Annotated in this window: 23 protein-coding genes, 1 tRNA gene and 1 other annotated feature; of the genes, 7 read left to right on the top strand and 17 right to left on the bottom strand. The window is 36.8% G+C overall.

Translation table 11 applies throughout. The features are described 5' to 3' along the window. Positions 1-143 precede the first annotated feature (143 nt). The 4 genes from EM4838_RS03030 (at position 144) to EM4838_RS03015 (ending at position 3,185) form a co-directional block, all read left to right on the top strand. Positions 144-683 (top strand): helix-turn-helix domain-containing protein, encoded by a 540-nt coding sequence (locus tag EM4838_RS03030; protein ID WP_071866968.1) that lies wholly within the window; start codon positions 144-146, stop codon positions 681-683. Positions 684-695: 12 nt separating this feature from the next. Beyond that, positions 696-1,193, top strand: coding sequence for an ImmA/IrrE family metallo-endopeptidase (locus EM4838_RS03025; protein ID WP_071866969.1), 498 nt, complete (start codon positions 696-698; stop codon positions 1,191-1,193). 145 nt (positions 1,194-1,338) lie between these two features. Beyond that, the gene (locus tag EM4838_RS03020) at positions 1,339-1,941 is read left to right on the top strand and encodes a DUF5067 domain-containing protein (RefSeq protein WP_071866970.1); all 603 of its coding nucleotides are present in this window, start codon (positions 1,339-1,341) and stop codon (positions 1,939-1,941) included. Between the two features lie 95 nt (positions 1,942-2,036). Continuing rightward, on the top strand, positions 2,037-3,185 hold the full coding sequence (locus tag EM4838_RS03015) for a site-specific integrase (protein ID WP_071866971.1): 1,149 nt from the start codon (positions 2,037-2,039) through the stop codon (positions 3,183-3,185). 93 nt (positions 3,186-3,278) lie between these two features. On the opposite strand, the gene rpmA is transcribed toward EM4838_RS03015, so the two are convergent. From rpmA to rplU, 3 genes are read right to left on the bottom strand one after another with little or no spacing between them, the layout of a single operon-like run. Continuing rightward, complete coding sequence (gene rpmA / locus EM4838_RS03010) at positions 3,279-3,560, bottom strand: 50S ribosomal protein L27 (RefSeq protein ID WP_071866972.1); 282 nt, start codon at positions 3,558-3,560, stop codon at positions 3,279-3,281. A 12-nt stretch (positions 3,561-3,572) separates the two neighbouring features. Beyond that, positions 3,573-3,917, bottom strand: coding sequence for a ribosomal-processing cysteine protease Prp (locus tag EM4838_RS03005; protein WP_010736012.1), 345 nt, complete (start codon positions 3,915-3,917; stop codon positions 3,573-3,575). 28 nt (positions 3,918-3,945) lie between these two features. Further along, positions 3,946-4,254: a 50S ribosomal protein L21 gene (gene rplU / locus EM4838_RS03000; protein WP_019723824.1), complete on the bottom strand. Its 309-nt coding sequence runs from the start codon at positions 4,252-4,254 to the stop codon at positions 3,946-3,948. Between the two features lie 20 nt (positions 4,255-4,274). Continuing rightward, positions 4,275-4,354: a sequence feature (ribosomal protein L21 leader region), on the bottom strand. Between the two features lie 127 nt (positions 4,355-4,481). On the opposite strand from rplU, the gene EM4838_RS02995 reads away from it, so the two are divergent. After that, a complete protein-coding gene (locus EM4838_RS02995; protein ID WP_071866973.1) occupies positions 4,482-5,126 on the top strand; it encodes a uracil-DNA glycosylase in 645 nt (214 codons plus the stop codon). 70 nt (positions 5,127-5,196) lie between these two features. Here EM4838_RS02995 and EM4838_RS02990 read toward each other — a convergent pair whose 3' ends face one another. From EM4838_RS02990 to EM4838_RS02975, 4 genes are all read right to left on the bottom strand, one after another. Beyond that, positions 5,197-5,571 carry a MerR family transcriptional regulator gene (locus tag EM4838_RS02990; protein ID WP_071866974.1) on the bottom strand — a complete coding sequence of 125 codons (375 nt, stop codon included), beginning with the start codon at positions 5,569-5,571 and terminating at the stop codon, positions 5,197-5,199. A gap of 82 nt (positions 5,572-5,653) precedes the next feature. Continuing rightward, positions 5,654-7,288 (bottom strand): SulP family inorganic anion transporter, encoded by a 1,635-nt coding sequence (locus tag EM4838_RS02985; RefSeq protein WP_071866975.1) that lies wholly within the window; start codon positions 7,286-7,288, stop codon positions 5,654-5,656. A gap of 123 nt (positions 7,289-7,411) precedes the next feature. Beyond that, positions 7,412-7,771 carry a DUF1304 domain-containing protein gene (locus EM4838_RS02980; RefSeq protein WP_071866976.1) on the bottom strand — a complete coding sequence of 120 codons (360 nt, stop codon included), beginning with the start codon at positions 7,769-7,771 and terminating at the stop codon, positions 7,412-7,414. A gap of 215 nt (positions 7,772-7,986) precedes the next feature. Then, positions 7,987-8,592, bottom strand: coding sequence for a GNAT family N-acetyltransferase (locus tag EM4838_RS02975; RefSeq protein ID WP_071866977.1), 606 nt, complete (start codon positions 8,590-8,592; stop codon positions 7,987-7,989). Positions 8,593-8,738: 146 nt separating this feature from the next. Here EM4838_RS02975 and EM4838_RS02970 point away from each other — a divergent pair, with 146 nt between their 5' ends. Continuing rightward, the gene (locus EM4838_RS02970) at positions 8,739-9,275 is read left to right on the top strand and encodes a TetR/AcrR family transcriptional regulator (protein WP_071866978.1); all 537 of its coding nucleotides are present in this window, start codon (positions 8,739-8,741) and stop codon (positions 9,273-9,275) included. Between the two features lie 71 nt (positions 9,276-9,346). Here EM4838_RS02970 and EM4838_RS02965 read toward each other — a convergent pair whose 3' ends face one another. From EM4838_RS02965 to EM4838_RS02950, 4 genes are all read right to left on the bottom strand, one after another. Beyond that, positions 9,347-9,697 carry a hypothetical protein gene (locus EM4838_RS02965; RefSeq protein WP_071866979.1) on the bottom strand — a complete coding sequence of 117 codons (351 nt, stop codon included), beginning with the start codon at positions 9,695-9,697 and terminating at the stop codon, positions 9,347-9,349. A 452-nt stretch (positions 9,698-10,149) separates the two neighbouring features. Next, positions 10,150-10,223 (bottom strand) — tRNA-Arg (locus tag EM4838_RS02960). Between the two features lie 316 nt (positions 10,224-10,539). Then, positions 10,540-11,223, bottom strand: a complete 684-nt coding sequence (locus EM4838_RS02955) for an O-methyltransferase (protein WP_071866980.1) — start codon at positions 11,221-11,223, stop codon at positions 10,540-10,542. 79 nt (positions 11,224-11,302) lie between these two features. Further along, the gene (locus EM4838_RS02950; RefSeq protein WP_071866981.1) at positions 11,303-11,833 is read right to left on the bottom strand and encodes a signal peptidase I; all 531 of its coding nucleotides are present in this window, start codon (positions 11,831-11,833) and stop codon (positions 11,303-11,305) included. 200 nt (positions 11,834-12,033) lie between these two features. Here EM4838_RS02950 and EM4838_RS02945 point away from each other — a divergent pair, with 200 nt between their 5' ends. Next, positions 12,034-13,866 carry an ATP-binding protein gene (locus EM4838_RS02945; protein ID WP_071866982.1) on the top strand — a complete coding sequence of 611 codons (1,833 nt, stop codon included), beginning with the start codon at positions 12,034-12,036 and terminating at the stop codon, positions 13,864-13,866. A 224-nt stretch (positions 13,867-14,090) separates the two neighbouring features. Here the strand turns inward: EM4838_RS02945 and EM4838_RS02940 are convergent, their stop codons facing one another. From EM4838_RS02940 to dltC, 6 genes are all read right to left on the bottom strand, one after another. Further along, complete coding sequence (locus EM4838_RS02940; RefSeq protein ID WP_071866983.1) at positions 14,091-15,095, bottom strand: lipoate--protein ligase; 1,005 nt, start codon at positions 15,093-15,095, stop codon at positions 14,091-14,093. Between the two features lie 13 nt (positions 15,096-15,108). Further along, positions 15,109-15,849 (bottom strand): MBL fold metallo-hydrolase, encoded by a 741-nt coding sequence (locus tag EM4838_RS02935; RefSeq protein ID WP_071866984.1) that lies wholly within the window; start codon positions 15,847-15,849, stop codon positions 15,109-15,111. A 61-nt stretch (positions 15,850-15,910) separates the two neighbouring features. Then, complete coding sequence (locus EM4838_RS02930) at positions 15,911-16,705, bottom strand: DUF975 family protein (RefSeq protein WP_071866985.1); 795 nt, start codon at positions 16,703-16,705, stop codon at positions 15,911-15,913. Then, entirely contained in the window at positions 16,705-17,787 is a 1,083-nt protein-coding gene (locus tag EM4838_RS02925; RefSeq protein WP_071866986.1) for a M42 family metallopeptidase, read from the bottom strand. Before EM4838_RS02925 ends, EM4838_RS02930 begins: the two co-directional genes overlap by 1 nt. A 231-nt stretch (positions 17,788-18,018) precedes the next feature. Then, complete coding sequence (gene dltD / locus EM4838_RS02920; protein WP_071866987.1) at positions 18,019-19,284, bottom strand: D-alanyl-lipoteichoic acid biosynthesis protein DltD; 1,266 nt, start codon at positions 19,282-19,284, stop codon at positions 18,019-18,021. 2 nt (positions 19,285-19,286) lie between these two features. After that, positions 19,287-19,520: a D-alanine--poly(phosphoribitol) ligase subunit DltC gene (dltC, locus tag EM4838_RS02915; RefSeq protein ID WP_071866988.1), complete on the bottom strand. Its 234-nt coding sequence runs from the start codon at positions 19,518-19,520 to the stop codon at positions 19,287-19,289. Positions 19,521-19,537 lie beyond the last annotated feature (17 nt).

The raw sequence follows: 19,537 nt of genomic DNA, 5'->3' as shown, positions 1-19,537 counted from the left end.
TGAACTTTATATGTTTATGTTAATCGTTTTATTGAATCATGTCAACCAGAAAGTTCATGATAATTGAACTTTTTTATTGAACTTAAATTCAACGATTGCTATACTGTATTTATCAAAATTATAAAATGAAAGGAGTGTTAGTTATGAAAGTTAGCACTGCTACCAGACTAAAACAGCTTATGAGTGAAAGAAACTTGAAACAAGTAGATATTATGAATCAGTCTGCCCCCCTACAAAGAAAATTAAATATTAAGATGGGGAAAAGTACTTTGTCACAATATGTAAATGGGAAACAATCACCTGATCAAGATAGAATCTTTCTTTTATCTAAATTCTTTGATGTTAGCGAACCTTGGTTGATGGGTTTTGATGTTCCAAAAGATAGGGTTCCTGATAACCTACGTGATTCTTATCCCCTTTCTGAAGATATTAATTCTGTATACAACAAATTAACCGAAGAACGTCAAAAAAGGGTATTTAATTATGCAAAAAATGAGCTTGCAGAACAAAGCAAAAATACTAAGCTTATTTCTATGGATAATAAAAATGATACAGAAGAAATTCACACAATAGCCGCCCATGCCGCTGATCCTAAAAAGGAATATTCTCAAGAAGAAATTGATCATATTAAATCTGTTTTAGATAAAGCAAGACAAAAATACGAAAATAAAAAAGGCAAGTAGGTGTTGTAGATAATGGATGAATATGAATCACTACTAGATAATATTTCAAGTACTATTCCGGTTATCGAAATGGATCTGTTAAGTGAAACTGGTCTTAAGGCTGCTTATCAAGACAATTTCATTTATATAGATAAAAACCTAAGTACCGCTGAAAAGAAGGTCAATCTATCTGAGGAATATTCACATTACAAAACAAGTATCGGCGACATCATCAATTACAACGATGCGAAGAATAGAAAACAGGAGTGGCAAGCACGTCGAGATTCCATCGAACGGCTTGTCACTCTTGATGATTTAATCGCATGTTCATTTGCTGGCTGTACAACAAAATACGCATGTGCTGAGTTCTTAGGTATTACAGAAGAATTTTTATTAGAAGTACTTGTGCATTACTACACTAAGTTTGGTCCTACTCATTTATATAAAGATTATCTTTTAATCTTTAACAATGATTCTTTAGCTGTCATAGACACAAAATTAGACAGTGTAGAATCAGCATTCAATTACTAATATGTGAATATCTAAAAAAAAATTTATTATTTTAAATAACTATGTATATTTAATCTTAAATAAAAAAAGCCCGTGCTGTAACACGGACTCTAACCTCATTTTTGAGATCACATATATACTATAACAAGAAATGAGGAACTAATAAATGAAAAAAACAATTTTTTTTGGAACTTCACTATTATTATTGCTAACTTTGTCAGCATGTAATAATAATTCTGCAACATCAACAAGTAACACGAGTGAACAAACAGCCACCACAACAGCATCTAGCAAAGCAGAATCATCATCTACAAAGGAATCAGGAGATTTTGTTGCCACTGCACAAGATTCTTATTTTGATGGAACAACACTTAAAGGAAACTCGTATTCTATTAAAATTACAGACCATAAAATTTTACAACCTGGTGAAAAAGGAAATGAGTATGGCACCAAACCAGTAATTGCATTTTGGTTTGATACACTTGTGAATCCAAATTATGATAATTCAGCGCCAATTTCTCCTAATAGTGCTTGGATTTCAAACTTTACTGCTACTCAAGACAATGATCCTAATAAAGTTAATGAACTTAATGTTGCGTCATTACCAGACGAACAATACTTAGATAACCAATCAGCAGAAATCAAACCAGGTGGTACTTTGTCAAGCGCAGTAGCATATGAATTATCCGATACAGAAACACCTGTAACATTAACCTCCCAAAGTATTATGGGAGATGAATTCGGGAGTGCAGAGTTTCAAGTTAAATAAATTGATACATTTTGCAAATAAAAGAGTTTTATTGAAAAAGCTTAACAGCTTTTTCTTTTACGCTAAAAAGAACATACATTCGAGGTGGAACAATTATGGCTGAAATAAAGAAATATATAAAGAAAGATGGTACAACTGCGTATAAGTTTCAAATCTATTTAGGAGTTGATCCTTTATCAGGAAAGAAAAGATATACTACACGGCGAGGTTTTAAGACACAAAAAGAAGCAAAGTTAGAATTATCTAGAATAGAGTTAGATATCCAGAAATCTGGAGTACCGATAAATACAAACGTAACGTTTATAGAAGTTGCAGAAATGTGGTTAGAAAATTATAGAAGAACTGTAAAAGAAAGTTCTTATTCTAGAACTAATATCATTTTCAGAAAACACATATATCCTAAATTTGGAAAATTGAAATTATCTAAAATTACGACAGCCTACTGTCAAAATGTAGTACAAGAATGGAGCAAAAACGGAACTTCAAAGCAATTCCCACTTTTTGTTAACTACATGAACAAAGTTTTTAAATATGCTATTAATATAGGTTTAACCACAAACAACCCTACTTTAAACCTAATTATACCAAAAGCTAATAACACAAGTGAAAAGAAACTAAAACTATACACTAAAACACAATTAGAGTTATTTTTGAAGGAAATATTAAATGAAGAAAATCAGTATCTAAAAAATAGAGACTATACTATTTTTAGATTGCTAGCTTTTACTGGATGTAGAATCGGGGAAATTCTTGCATTAAGTTGGAAGGATGTAAATTTTAATACTAATGAAATAACAATCAACAAAACAGTTGCTCGATCAGATAAATATTATATTTCTGAAACTCCTAAAACAAAAAAATCAAATCGAGTGATTTATCTAGATGAAAAAACAATTATGCACTTAAAAAAATGGAAACTTGAACAAAAAAAATATCTATTAAGACTAGGTTTTAATCAAGCAAATTATATCATTACTAATGATGATAATACTTTCACTATTAATCAAGCTGTTGCAGATAGGTATAATATTTATCGCAAACGTGCAGACTTACCTTATATTGGTTTACATGGTTTCAGACACACACACGCTTCTATGCTCTATGAAGCTGGTGCTGATCACAAAGAAGTGCAAGAAAGATTAGGCCATTCAAATATTAAAACAACCATGGATACCTACACACATATAACTAATAGTAAAAAAGAAGAAACAACAATGAAATTACTAAACTATATGAATTTCTAAAAAGACATTCAAAAGGATAGTCAAAATGGATTTAAAAAAAAACAAAAAAAGCTCAATCCCATGAGCTTCAAGGGATTGAGCATTCGACAAGAATTAAGCTGGATAAACAGACACTTGTTTTTTGTCGCGGCCTTTACGTTCGAAACGAACAACACCGTCAACTTTAGCAAATAAAGTGTCATCTCCACCAATACCTACGTTCACACCTGGATAAATTTTTGTTCCGCGTTGGCGGTAAAGAATTGATCCACCTGTAACTGTTTGTCCGTCAGCACGTTTTGCACCTAGACGTTTTGATTCTGAGTCACGGCCGTTAGATGTAGAACCGCCACCTTTTTTGTGGGCAAATAATTGTAGATTCATTGTTAACAACATGGTCTGCACCTCCTATTTATCATTAATTGTTTTTGTTTGGATATATTCTGGGTTTTCAGCTTCGATCGATTGTAAACCTAATAGGAGATTCTCCAATAAGATTTCCGCAATATTGTTTTGCTCTTGTGTCAATCGTGAAATTACTTCGACGTACAAATAGCCGCCTTCTTCTTCATTCATGTCAACAATCGGTTCAAAACCAGCTAATGATGAAATCCCATTGACAGTGCTGATCGCTAAGGCAGAAACACCTGCACAAACGATATCACTTCCGTAAGGACCGGCATCAGCGTGCCCAGTCAAAGTAAATGAAACGATTTGACCAGCGTCATTTCGTTTAAATGTCCCTTTGATCATTGTTTAGGCCTTCTTTCTCAAACGCAGATTAAGCGTTGATCGCGTCGATAACCACTTTTGTGTATGGTTGACGGTGACCTTGTTTACGGTGTGAGTGTTTTTTAGGTTTGTATTTGAAAGTAACGACTTTCTTTTGTTTGCCGTGTTTTTCAACTGTACCTTCAACTGTTGCACCAGAAACGGTTGGAGCGCCTACTTTCGTAGTTTCGCCACCTACTAAAATAACTTCGTCAAATACAACCTTTTCGCCTGCTTCAACGTCAAGTTTTTCGATGTAGATTGTTTGTCCAACTTCAACTTTTACTTGTTTACCACCTGTTTTAATAATTGCGTACATGCTTTAAAGCACCTCCTTATTTTCATACTTAGACTCGCCATCCAGAGTGACAGGGTGTCCTGTACTTAATCAAACTCATTCTGTGCGGTTGTAGCTGTGGAGACCACAATTACAACATTACTAGAATAACAAATCCTACTATATTAGTCAACAACTTTTTTATTTTGCCAATCATTCGTCAATTGAACGATTTCTTTCTATAATGGATGAGAATAGGAGTTGATACTATGGATTACCCAAAACATTTGATTGACGAAGCAACTCGGCGTATTCAAGGACACCGCGTGGAAGGATTTGTCGCTGGACAAGGCCCTATCCGACCCAAATTGATGTTAGTTGGCGAAGCCCCAGGTAAAACAGAAATTGAGAATCACATTCCATTTAGCGGCCAAGCTGGCAAAGAGTTGATGAATGCACTAAAATCAGTCGGGTTATCTCGGGATGAAGTGTATATTACTAGCGCTGTCAGAAGCCGTCCTTATCGAATCGTCCAACGCATCAATGGACGGACAAAAAAATCAGAGATCGTTTATCCGAATCGAACGCCAAGTAAAACGGAAGTTTTTGCTCATGCACCAATCTTAGATTACGAACTACAACATATACAGCCCTCTTTGATTGCCACGCTAGGCAATATTGGACTGCAACGTTTATTAGGTAATGGCTATACAATTTCAAAAAATCACGGAAAACTATATACCGGACCAGTCTTAGAGTTAAATCCACCGCATGATGCTTATCAATTTTCCACTAAACAGTATCGTGTTCTTCCACTCTTCCACCCAGCGGCCATTTTTTATAATCGAACGCTGACAGAAACGATTTTAGAAGATTGGCAAAAACTTGGAAAAATACTTGCTGAAAAAAAGTAAAGACAGCAAAAGAACCAACCAGTCTCACAAATCATGATCGATTGGTTGGTTCTTAGTTTTAGCGACTAGATCAAACTAAGATTGGATCTCCTTTGACTAAGTCTTGATTATAACGCGCGATTTTCTTTTGGAGACGTTCCTGACAAGCTTGCATCTCTGCAATTTTTTTTGCCAATTGTTCACTTTCTTCCATAAGAAGATCCCTACGAGCAAGGATTGTTTCATCACCGGCGCTATATAAACGAATATATTCAGTCAAAGATTCGATCGACAAACCCGCACTACGCATACATAAGGTGAAATCGACCCAACGTAAATCTTCTTCAGTATAATCCCGGATACCTCCGTTTGTTCGGTTCACCGGTGGGATCAAACCGATTCGTTCATAGTAGCGTAACGTATCCGCAGAGATTCCTTTTTCTTCACTCACTTGTTTGATGTTCATCCATTCCTACCTCCCAAACGTCTATAAACTTATTTTACCTTAGAACAGGCGGCAGTCACAATTTTTTTAGCGAACCAACTGACTATATTTCACTATCTAACATAGTTTGTTTGTGTAAAGAGGCCAGCGCATGAGCCACCGTAAGATGTTGTTCTGTCTTTTGTTTTTCCCAAAGATGTTGCAATTGCTTTTCCACTTCTGGTTGTAACGAGGTGTAAATAATCGTTTGTTCTTTTATAGCAGCTTTTTCTTGAAATTCTTCAAATAAACTTTGCGCCGTCAAATCAATACTTGGCACCCCACGCATTGAAAAAATGATTCCTTCTTTATCTGCTAATTCTGTTAACGTCGCTTTCAATCGTTCGGCGGACATGAAGAATAAAGGACCACTGATATAAACAACTGCCCAATTATCCAACTTTTTCGTTTCCGGCAAACTCATTCGCTGCCAGTCGATTTCCTCTACTGAAATCGTGATGGCTGCACTCTTAACAATAAAAAATACACACCCACTGATAATTCCTATAACGATCGCAATACTAAGATCAAAAATCACTGTACACCCCATCGTCAAGAAAAATAGAAGAAGCGCTGACCAGTATCTTTTAGCGAATAGTTCTTTGATCGTTTCCCATTCATTCATACGCCAAGCAGTGACGATCAATACGCCTGCTAATGCTGGCATCGGAATGTTCGACATGATTGGTGCAAAAATAAGCATGGATAGAAACAATACGATTGCATGGATCATTCCAGCTACTCTGGTTTGAGCACCGGATTTGATTGCGACACTCGTTCGAGCAATGGCTGCTGTAGCTGGAATCCCACCAAAAAATGGTAACAGTAGATTACCAATTCCTTGTGCGACCAACTCCTGATTACTATCTAACTGACGATTCGCCATTCGGCCTGCCGAGGCACCACACAACAAACTTTCGATCATACCTAACAGTGCAATGCTGATTGCTGGCACAATCACTGTTTGGATCGCAGACAAACTAAAATCACCAAGTACCAAACGGTTACTACTGATCAACGTTTGGGGAATTTCCCCTACGGTCGCAATTGGCCAATCAACGATCATCATCAACGTAGTTGTGAGGATGATTGCCAACAATGAGCTTGGTATCTTTTGCCCCCATTTTTTAGGATAGATCAGCATCCCAATAATGACCAAACTTCCCATTAAAATCGTTGGCAAAGAAATTTCAAAGCCTAAGTTTTGATAACTAGCCAATTTTTCCATCACATTGGCCCCTTCTGAGTGAACACCGAATAAATTATCGATCTGACCTAAAGCAATAATGATTGCAATACCAGAAGTAAACCCTGTGATGACAGGTGCAGGGATAAATGAAGTCAGCGTTCCTAATCGCAAGACACCCGCAGCGAGTAAAAGAACTCCAGCCAAAAAAGTAGCCAGCAAGACACCTTGCATTCCTTGTTTTGCGGCAATCGACATCAAGATTGCTGCCATCGCGCCAGTAGGACCAGAAATCTGATAGAACCCACCAGATAAACCACCAATGACTAGACCAGCAATTACAGCAGTGATCAGACCAGCAGCTGCATCTGCCCCACTTGAAACACCGAAGGCTAAAGCGAGTGGTAAGGCAACCGCCGCGACTGTAATACCTGCCAATAAATCTTTTTGAAATACCGAAAGATTATAACCAGAAAATTCTTTTTTCAATAAACCAATATAATTCTTTAACAACACTACTACCCCATTTTCATAAAAAATTGATGAAATGCACGTTACAGGATAGCATATTTTGTTGATTAAAGTAAGTTTTTTCACAAACTTTCATAATTTTTTCAGCTGTTTTTCCATTATATCCTAAAAGAATAACGTAATGAGTGCAATCGCTGCTAACCCACCTTGTTTGACGATGATCAAGCGATCACTAGTCAAGCTACCATAAGCAGCTACAAGCAAAATATAGATCAGCAATAGCCCCGTGATTTCTTTTGGTGCATTTGAAAAATAAGCGCCGTACACCAATGCCACACCAAGTAAACCATTATAGATCCCCTGATTCTTAAATAAAGTCTGTACTGACTGACGTTGTAATTCTTCCTTCGGCATGTTGAATACTCGACTAGTTGTGGCAGATTCCGTCGCAAAAGTTTCAATATACATGATATAAAGAAATTCCAAGGCAACAAGTGTAACTAAAATTTGAGATAATAATGTCATCTATTTTCTTCCTTTCTAAAATCGGTGATTGATCGTTTTTTTTAGCTGGATCATTGCTATGAGTACCAACCGAAAACGATCTCTCTTTGATTATAAAGGAACTGTTGTTTTTTTTCTGCAACTTACTCTTACAAATCAAGCGTGTAAAAATACAAATAAACGCCGACTCATCACTGAGTCAACGTTATACGTCGTCTAATCACTAGAGTTTTCGATCATAAGGTGGTGCTTAGTAAGTAACAGGTCATTGATTCTCCTCCACCTAGATCGATTGGTTGGCGACCAAAAATGGTGAATCCTTTTTTTAAGTAAAATTGGTAGTTGCAGTTAGAGTCTGTATAGAGAAATATTCGCTTATTTTTATAACGTTTCTCTATTTCTTCTAACAAGCGTGAGCCAATCCGCTTACCTTTCAATGTGGGATCAACGGCAAAATAAGTGACTTCGCCTTCTGGATGATTAGATGCAAATTCATGATACATTGTTTGATTGGCTTGATCATAAATACCTATTGCATCTTGATAGCCGGTCAATCCCATCAATTTTTCCACTACGTTGATAAACAGGCGTCTTCCCCATGAAACAGATACTTTCGTTTCCCCATCGAAGCGAGCAAAAAGAAAGCCGACAAATTGACCGTCTAGATACGCACCTAATGTGACTGTTGATTTCATCAATGCACCTGTAAGTGCATACTGACGATAGAGATAAAGTGCGATAGGATTTTCTGTATAGCTCGAAAAATTCATCCCTTGTGCTGCAAATTCACTTGCTTTATTTAAGTCTTTTCTATCAATTGAACGAATCGTTAATTTTTCCATATCCATCTACTCCTTTTGAATCAAAACTTTATTTCTTTACGTAACTTTATTATAATTACTCAAAAAGCGACTTCCTATAGGCAATGATTCAACATCTGTTCAATAATGAACACTTAGGAAGATACTGTCTAAAAAAGGAGATACATATGGATCGTCGAAGCACCCGAACGAAGCAAGCAATCAAACAAGCCTTTTTAGATTTAACGAAAGAAAAACCCATCAATAAAATCACGATTGCGGAGCTTTCACAACAAGCAGATATCGGAAGAGGGACGTTTTATACTCACTATGAGGATATTTACGACCTTCGATCAAAAATCCTCGAGGAAACAATCGATACATTGACGGATATATTCGATCAAAAATACCCTAAAAACGAACAATATGACTTTCGTTTATTCGTTCATGCATTAGTGAATCATGTAGATGAAAACAAAGAGGTCTTTCATTTTTTATTCAATGATTTTTTAAATGATGATCTATCTGTGCAGCTTCGACAGATTCTAATGAAAAAAGTCATGGACGAAGAACAATTAGATATGAAAGATATCAAAAATAAAGTAGAAGTCCTTTTTTCTATTTCCGGAACTACTAGCGTCTTAGCCGAATGGATCAATGGTCATTTAAACGTGGAGAAAGAAGAATTGATTGCTATTTTAGATGACATCATCACACGGTTTTAATAAAAAAGAAGAACGACTATGCAACGACAATATCGTTGCTAGTGTTCTTCTTTTTTTCGTAAGTGATATCCTTACTCGAGTTGCATCAAAAATTCTCTTTGTTCATCACCTAAAGGGATGATTTTTTTCATAATACGAAACCGCCAGTGCTTTCTACCAGCGGAAAAACGCCAGACCACGGATAATCCGCCACCTAATGCTACTTGTTCCTCTTCGATCACTGTTCGCTCATACGTGAGATGATCAATGACTTTTGTTTGAAAAAAATTCAAAAACAAAATCGTCACTTTTGTCTCATCAATCAATAGAATTGCTTTACTACTGACACTGTCCATACTCTGAGATTCCGCAAAACAGCGAAACATTCCTGATGTTCGATACGGACTTGTTAAACGATCCATCCATTTTCTTGTGATTAACATTCGTCTTTTCCTTTGTCCTCTCCTGAAATATGCCGTTCGATGTTCAATTTAAGAAACGTTGGTCACACTATCTGATCAGACAGTTTCTTTTGATAGTTTCTTTTGATAGTTTATTTTATCATAGATGTCTGATTTTCCTAGATTAATCAAATGAAGGTATTTCAGAAAAAGTGAGCGACAAAAAAAGACTTCTAATTGACAGAAAACTACTTCACGTTATTCCATATCTTACACTATCTCTTAGGAATACATTCCCAAAATATCTTTTTTACGGCAAGCACTTAATCATACACTGTGGAAATTGAAAAAACTGTAGCAAAGTCTTTAACTGACATGCTTTAGAAACAAAATCATCATATTCATACTCTTAGGATTTTTAACATTTTGGTTGGCACAAATTTGGCACAATCTACAAAAAAACCGCTAGAAACAAAAGTTTCTAACGGTTTTTACGTCACAGGAGGGATTCGAACCCCCGACCGTCCGCTTAGAAGGCGGATGCTCTATCCAGCTGAGCTACTATGACAGCTTTAGCGGAACAAAAATAATTATAGATAAATTGAGAGCTTATGTCAATACAAAATAGTTATTTTATGAAACAAAAATTTTTATCGTACTTTTTTCTTACAGATTTCACTATAAAAATACAGGCACAATTTTCATATTGTACTTTTTTGCTGCGATCGGCTTGTCATTTTAACATGGAACATGAACGTCTGTTTCGTTCAAAATAGTAAGGCAGAACTTGATTGGATTGATTCCCTACTTTCAACCTCTGCCTTGCTAACAATGAAATCGACTTAGCTAGTATTCTTTTGAATCTTTACTAAAAAAACTGGCAATTATAAGTCGATCGTTTCTGCCTCTTTCGTGATCAAAATCACACCATCACCCAAAGGTAACAACGTAGAGGTCAAATCTGGATGTTCCATGACCACGCGTAGAAATTCATTCAATTTACGATGGATCGCTCGTTTTCCTCTTGGGATCTCTTCATCTGACAGAAGAATCGTCCCTCCTTGAAAAATATCATCAACCATCAAGACGCCGCCTTTTTTCAACACACGAAGGCATTCAGGCAAGAATTCGATATATTTTGATTTTGCACTATCCATAAATATAAAGTCATAAGGACCAGTCAATGTTGGCAAAATATCAGCCGCTTGGCCTTCTAATAATGTCACTCGATCCGTCATCTCTAAACGCTCATACGTCGCTTTCGCTTTTCTGATCATTACGTCAAAGCGATCGATCGTCGTCACATGACCGTCTTTTCCAATGACTTGCGCCATCAAACTAGATGAAAATCCAATCGCAGCTCCGATTTCAAGTACTTCTTTTGGTTTGATCTGTCCTAATAAAAACTGCAAAAAGACGACCGTCTCATGAGGAATGATCGGCACTTCCGCCGCATGTGCTTCCTCTTCGACTTTCCCCAATTCTCCAGTTAACTGTTTTTGTTTTGTCCGCATAAAATCCAATAACTCTTCTTTTACAACGGGACGATGCATCATTTCATTACGCATACTTCCCCTCCTCTTCCAAACATTATACGAAGAAACCTATCTTTCGACAAGAGGGAGAAGCTGGTAAATAAAAATATGATTATTGCATGTCAGAAAAAAAATCAGTTTCTTTCTCTCGGCGTTTTTTCAGTTCAAGGTAGGTATGCCAAGCTGTAATGGAAGACAAGCATACAGCGATTCCTAAGAATACCCATTTCATCCAATTGAACGCATGCCGTGAGAACAATAACCCTATGTACGGGATCTTGAATACAGGCGTGCCAATAATATTACGATCTCGTACTGCTTCAACTTCGATTTGCGTTTTTCCATCAGCTTTCGTGTAAAAATACTGGTGTTGATCTTCAATAGCAACGACCCTTCTTGTCACGATATGTTTACCTGAATTTTCATAGTAGGTGATCACATCTCCAACTAAAATCGTATCTGTCTTTCTTTTCTGTACATAGATCAGACTTCCTTCTGCATAAGACGATGCCATCGCTTGATCATCAATGATATGCGGTGTCAGTCCGAATACTCGAGGGAGCAGCACGACACACAAAATGATTGCTAGAAGAACCACTAACGAAATCGAACTGAAAAAAGTTATTTTTTTATAGATAGGCACATTGAACCTCCTTAAGAAACATTTTATTAAATCTATAATATAATAACGTAATTTTTTTTACAATATTAATACTCAGTTTGAGCATTCTCTATAAAAAAATAAAGAAACGAACAAAAAAACTATAAAAATACCTAAAAATTGACTGTTAAATGAAAAAAGTTTACTCTGGAATTAGATAATTTATTAAAGGAGATTTGTCTATGGTTCTTTTTAATAACGGACGCAATAAAATTATACCATTCTATACGAAAATCAAATGGAGCATACTTATTATATTTGCATCGTTATTTATAATAAGTATCGCTTATTTTTTTCATTACCTCTTCACACCAATTGACAATAAACAAATGTCTCAGATTGATGATTCATGGGTCTATTATTCCGAGCACGATCCTTATTTTCAGTTCGACAGTAACCATATCGACTACATGCCGTCCATCGACAAGAATGAACCATTTATAATGGAAACTACTCTACATAAAGAATTGGCGGATGCCAATCTCTTGATCAAAGGCAACCATCAATGGCTAAGTGTCTCATTAGATGACACGCTACTCTACAGTCGCTCCAAAGAAAGCGCACGAAACAATCCTGGATTGTCTTTATCGATCATCGATCTACCAGAATCCTATGTGGGCAAGACGTTGAAAATCGTTGTTTCCTCGCCTTATCAAAATTATGCTGGTCTGACACCCAAAGTTTATTTGGGAACTACCAGTCCAATGATCAGCTTCATTTTTTCACAATCGATCCCACAAGTCATCGCGATGATCTTGGCTTTCGTCATTGCCATCGGATTATTGATCTGGACTAGCTATATTCTCTACAGGCATAATAGATTAGATCGTTCATTATTGATTTTGAGCCTATTTTCTTTCGTGCTTGGATTTGAATCGATTTCGGAAGATATCTTGAGCGGTGTTCTTTTTGAACCAATCGTACATTCGATTTTTTCCCACTTATTTGCAATCTTGACTTCTATACTGATTATTTTTTACTATCAGTCCAAAATGACGAACTATCAGAAATGGTATGGTTATTTCTGCTATTTCCAAACATTTGTTTTTGCCAACATCTTAATTTATGCATTATTTTCAGATTTTGAATTACCCGAATTGATGCCCTTTGCTAGTGTTGTTAGTGTTGTAAGCACTTTAGTTACTTCTATAGCAAGTATCGGTGAAGCATATAAACAAAATCGTTTTTTCACTGTATGTAGCCCTTGGATCGTTTTGATCGCTATCTTTCATTGTATGTTTTATATTCAAACTGCCTTAGGGATCGGGCATTCAATTATCAACTGGTCCACGCTCTTATTTGCGGTTCTCCTGATTGTTATTGTCGGATACAACATCATGGAGAATATCATGAAAATCGATAGTTACCATAAAGAACGGCTTTTCTTACAAACTAAAACAGATCTGATCGAAACACATTATACAAAAATCCAAGCACAGATCCAACAAATCGATCAAGCAAAAAATGACTTTGTTGTACAAATGGAAGAACTGAGTCAATTGATTGATAAAAATGAACAAGCCGAAGCGAAAACTTACTTAGAACGGATCGTAGACGAAACAAGACGATTGGATTTGTCTCTTTTTCCGACAGGTCACCAACTAACCAATTTGATTTTGGCTAGATATCAAGAAGTCGCTGCTAAAAAGAATATCAAGGTTGATTTTCACACCCATATCCCAGCTTCCTTACCGATCCATGATGAAGATTTCACACAATTACTCATCCATATTCTAGAGCACTCGTTTCGCGAAACACAAGCCATTGAAAATCCTTTGCATCGAGAAATCTATTTATCGATCCAAGAAATCAATTCTCACATCCAGATCCACTGTGAGCACAGTACACACTATGAGAAAAATATTTTTTCAAAAGATGTGACAGAAGAATTGATACGACAGGAACAGTATGACTTGATGATGATCCAGAACACGCTCGAAAAATACAGCAGCACCTTGATCCAAGAAAAAGATAAGTGGGTCGATCGCCTAAAAATTAATATATCCCCTGGCTAAAAAAGACCTTCAAAAGCAGTCAACCGGCTGTTTTTGAAGGTCTTATGATCTATTCAAGATTTGTCAGGTCTGGGACATTAGTTATCTTATCCCCCTACAACCAAATAAATGATGTTCCAGAAACGGACATTCAACATCAAACTAAAAAATTGTAAAACATGAAAAACTATTTTTCAATTTTCTATCTTACTTCCTAGGTCAAGACGCTTCTGGCACAACCTTATTTAGTACAATAACTCCAATAAATCTTGTGCTTCGATCGCACCAAAATACTTCTTGATATCGATCGTTTCAACTGCGTCTTGTAAGGTAGCTTTATCATATTTTAACCCTGTCAACACTTGTTCAACATCTTTGATATCTCCTAGACCAAAGAAATCGCCGAAAATTTTTACATCCTCGATGATCCCTTCTGAGACATTCAGATGTACTTCGATCGAGCCAATTGAAAAGCGTTTTTGGCGTGAAAAGTTGAAATCCGGTGATTTTCCATAATTCCAATCCCAATTTCGATAATACTGCTCAGAAATTTGATTGATTTTTTCCCAATCTTTTTCTGTCAATTCATAAGTTTTTACTTCTTCTACTGAAGACACCCCAAAGATTTTCAAAAGAATGTCTTCACGAAATTCTTCTGTTGTCATTCCTTGTTTTTCCTCAGGTAAGAATGGTTTGATATTTGTAACTCGCGAACGAATCGATTTGATTCCTTTAGATTCGATTTTTTCTTTTTTGACTTTAAGCGCATTGACTACCTCATCAATGTCTGAATCGAACATGATCGTTCCATGTGCAAACATTCGACCATTTGTAGCATACATAGCATTCCCTGAAAACTTCAAGCCATCGATCACCAGGTCATTACGTCCTTTTAATTCGGCACCTGAAATACCTAATTCGTGTAACGCTTGAATGATTGGTTTAGTCACCTTCGCAAAGTCACGGAACGAATCCCCATCATCTGGCATGATGAAACTGAAATTCAAGTTACCAAAATCATGATACACAGCCCCACCACCGCTTAAACGACGTACCACATGGATGCCATGCTCTTCAACATATTCACGATTGATTTCTTCGATCGTGTTTTGATTTCGACCAATAATGATTGACGGTTCATTGATGTAAAACAGCAAGATTGGTTCTTCTAATGGCATCTCTTGCAGTAAAAAGGTCTCAATTGCTAAATTCACTCTTGGATCATGGTTTTCATTTGGTACAAAAATCATTCTGCTCGTCCTCCTATATGTCAAACACTTTATCGACTTCAGCTAAAGCAACTTCGATTTCTTCTCCAGCCGCTTCTTTTGCTTCATTCTCTAATTGTGTTAGGTCCCCAAATTGTGGCAAGTGTGTCAAAACCAGTTTTTTGACTTTTGCCGCTTTTGCGATCTCCCCGGATTCTTTTGAAGTGAAATGCGCTTTATGTCGCTCATTTCCTGCAAAAAGATACGTGTCCGCCAAAAAGAGATCCGCCTCTTTAGCAAATGGGATGAAACTCTCTAAATAGCCAGAATCTCCTGTAAAAACAAATACTTTTCCGGTGGCTCTTTCGACAATACGCATGGCATAACAAACCACTGGGTGAATCGTTTCCAAGAAAGTGATCGAAAATGGTCCGACTTCAAGTTCTTGGGTTGGATCATATGCCACCCCTTGGGACACTCCCGGCATTGTCAATTGTTCAAAATGACTGGCATCTTTCGTATGTCCATAGATTGGTAATATCTTTTCTTGATCTCTGTTTGGATGCAATTGCCACTCATATTGCAAGACACCTAGATCTGCGATATGGTCATGATGATAATGGCTGATGATCACAGCATCTAAAGCAAGCGGATCAAGATGGTCTTCCAATTTCACAAGCGTTGCGCTCCCTGCATCAATCAACAAATTAAATTGATCAGCTTGCAACAAATAACTCGTCGTTCCTTGTTTTTTATAAGGATATGCACCTAAGCAACCTAAAACGGTTAATTTCATGACTGATTCCCCCTCAAAAACTTATGCTACCACAATTTCTTATTTTCATAAGGAAAACTGCTTATCCTAAGTTAAAGTATTCCATTGGGCTACCTTTTTCAATACGGGCTTGTTCGTAAAACTGTGCAATCGACACATTGACGTAAGCAATCACCCAGAGTAAACCAAAGAATAGCGCAATAAATCCGAGAATATACCAACCAATAAAAGAAAGTTGTAGGAGAAGATAGGTACCAATACGATCTTTTAATAAAAACCAAGCATATTTCAAACTTTGGATAACTGTCAGTTTCGGATAGTCAAACTTTGTCCAAGCAGCAAATTGGAACAATCCTGCAACGATCGTCATCACAAATAGCGACACGACGAATAGTAAAGTTGTAAAGATTGCAAAACTCAGATCAATCGTAAAATCATTCATCATCCCTTGTGGTGAAGCATTTCCATTGAAAAGTAAATTGATATACGTATTGAACCCGCCTATCAAAAAACTAGGCAAAAGTATAATACCGTTGATCAACCAATTGAATACGGTATTTAAAAGATTGATAAGCAGAATCGATACAAAATATTCTTTTTGAAAAACAGCAAACAACAGATTAGATTTTGCTCGCCCACCTCTGACCACAACTAACGAGATATAATAGACCCCATAAGTAAAAGCAAAGATCAGTACGTGTTGGATCAAAAAATTGAGTATGTTTGCCTGTGTGCTATCTGTTGGGAAGATGCCCACAAAAAGCTGCTGGATGATCAACCCAATAAAGACTGAAAGGAAAATGATCCAAGCATTGATCCCCCACTGTCCTTCTAAAGATGCCCGGGCTTTTTTTCGATATTCAGAAACATTCTTCATTACTCATAGCTCCTGATTTCTGCTACTTTTTCACTATCCAAACGTTTGACTACTTCAGTAACTAACTTCACTGTATTGAAGTAATCTTCTTCATGGATGATCGATGTATGTGAATGCAGATAACGAACGGGGACAGTGATTGCAATAGATGGCACACCATTACGTGACACATGCATTTGGCCCGCATCTGTTCCCCCACCGGTGATGACAGTATATTGGAATGGAATAGCCATTTCTTCTGCCACTTGGATCACAAAATTCAATAATTTTTTATGTGGGATCATCGAAGCATCGAAAATCAAGATTTGTGGTCCTTTACCTAAAACTGAATCTGCCTCTTTCGGTGTCATCCCTGGTGTATCTCCAGCAGTACCTGTATCTAAAGCAATCGCTATGTCAGGGTCAACCAAATGAGTACTTGTGCGCGCACCTCTTAAACCAACTTCTTCTTGTACATCACTTCCAGCAAATAAGACATTCGGATGTCCTTCTTTTGCTAGATTTTCAAGTACACGTAAAGAAACAGCTGTCCCAATACGATTGTCCCATGCTTTTGCTAACAAGAATTTTCCATCATTCATTCGACGATATTCAATATAAGGAGTGACCATATCACCAGGACGAATGCCCCATTTCGTCGCTTCTTCTTTGCTTGTCGCACCGATGTCAATAAACATATCTTTGATATCATACGGTTTGTTACGAACTTCAGCAGTCAAGACATGTGGTGGTTTTGAACCAATCACGCCATGGATAATTTTTCCCTCTTGGGTCTTGATTTCTACTTGTTGTGCCAACATGACTTGGCCCCACCAACCACCTAGTGTTTGAAATTCAATAAATCCTTTATCTGTGATCTTTGTAACCATAAAGCCAACTTCATCCATATGTCCGGAGATAAATACTTTAGGGCCCTTGCCAGAATCATGTTTTGCGATGATACTACCTAAACCATCGTAAAAAATATCATCTGTGAATTGCTCTGCATATTTTTTATAGACTTTTCGTACCTCTTCTTCATTTCCTGGTACGCCACGCGCAGTTGTTAAATCAATCAATAATTGTTCTTCATTTTTATTCAAACGCTTTCCCTCTTTTCCATACTTAATAGTAGAATTATATCATTGTTCACTGATTTTGGGGCAGCATATTTGTTTGATTTATGCAGTCTTATTATCAAGCCAATCTTCGTTTTAGTTTTTTTGGATCTGCTAACATCTCAAAAACAACCCATAACATCCACTTTATTTGGAAGTTACAGGTCATTCCTCACATTTCTTTATTCGACTTTTATTTTGATTCAAATGCATCACTTATTTTTCTGGTAGTGTATCCGGGGTCTGCAATTGCCAATCTTTACTATAGAAAGCATCGTCCATCTGATAATGACTCACTGGCTGCTCCTCTTCTAAGAAGGGTTGGATGTACTGATCTGCAGTCAACCAGCCTTGCCAACCAAGATGGATCGTATCTTCCATAAAATAGGGAACACTAGCCATCTTTGTTAAGTCTGCGATATGTTGAAATCCTTGTTTCTTTAATTGATACTTGACTTTTTTGGCAAATCCTTGCAACATTTCTTGAGACAAACCAGTATAATCACTCCACTTTTCATTCACTGGTGGAAGAATGAATAGTGCTTCAGTATGTTCATTTGCTAGTTGTTGCAATAATAATTGAAAATCAGAATATTCCTTTGAAAAACGATAATCCCAGTCTTTCTGTGAGTCTTTCAACTCATCTAAATGGTGTTTGATTCGGGTATTGTAGAAATCATCTTTTAAAGCAAAAGGATTATTCTTAGTTTTACTAGCACCGATCTGTGTAGCGAGCTGACTTAGTTGCTCTTTTTCATAGCTAGTCGGTAATGGTTTGGTCGCTTGATCGATCTGTTTTTGTTTATCCGTCAAACCAATTCCACTAAATAATTCATCCTCACGCTTCAAGATGTTCCATTTGTCTTCCAAGCCCGCTAATTCTTTATCATTGGGTTTGATTCCTTTTTGTACTGTATTTAAAATCCGCGTGATCTCTTCATCTTTTGAAACGATCGAAAAACTTAATAAACGTCGCGCGAAATAGCGATCTGACGCGGTCACTTTTTTTATTGAAAACAGCCAATCCAATGTCTGTAACTCTGAATAGTGGGTACTGAAATAGTCTTCCTTCACCCCGTCTTTTACGAACCACTGAGGAGACACGATAACCACTACTTTTTTATTTCTGAGATCCCTACCAGCTGAGCGCATCATCATGAACTGGCTCAGCGATTGAGTCCCAGGGGCACCTAATAAAAATGGTTCGTAGCTCCGTTGATATTTCTGGGCTAAAACAGAAGGATGAAAGGGACTGATCCGACTCAATTCACTTGAACCAAGAAAAGGCACATACTTTTTTTCAGTAAAAGCTGTATTTTTGATTACATCCCCTCGTAAGACGTTGTCTGACATCGAACTGGCTGCTCTATGAATGATTTCTGGGTCAGCTACATTCACGCGATAAGATGAAGTGAAAAAAATCGCAATCAGTATAAACGCAAATATCACTGGACCAAAAATCGCAAACAGCTTTTTCTTCATCGTTATCCCTTCAATTCGTTGATTTGATCAATAATTTTATTTGGTGTTGCCCATTCTTCTCGGTCAAATTCTGAGACAGGAACTTGTACATCAAGTTGTCCATCCAGCTCAACTAATAATTGAACAGACCCTAGTGAATCCAATAAACCTTCACCAAACAAATCGATTTCTTTATTTTCTTTCACTTCATCTGTACCTGTAATCTCTGCTAAAATCGTTAAAACTTGTTCTTCCATATCTATTCTCTCCTTTA

Origin of the sequence: Enterococcus mundtii, from assembly GCF_002813755.1 — a bacterium.
Taxonomy (GTDB): Bacteria; Bacillota; Bacilli; order Lactobacillales; family Enterococcaceae; genus Enterococcus_B; species Enterococcus_B mundtii.
This window is presented reverse-complemented; position numbering and strand designations above follow the sequence as displayed.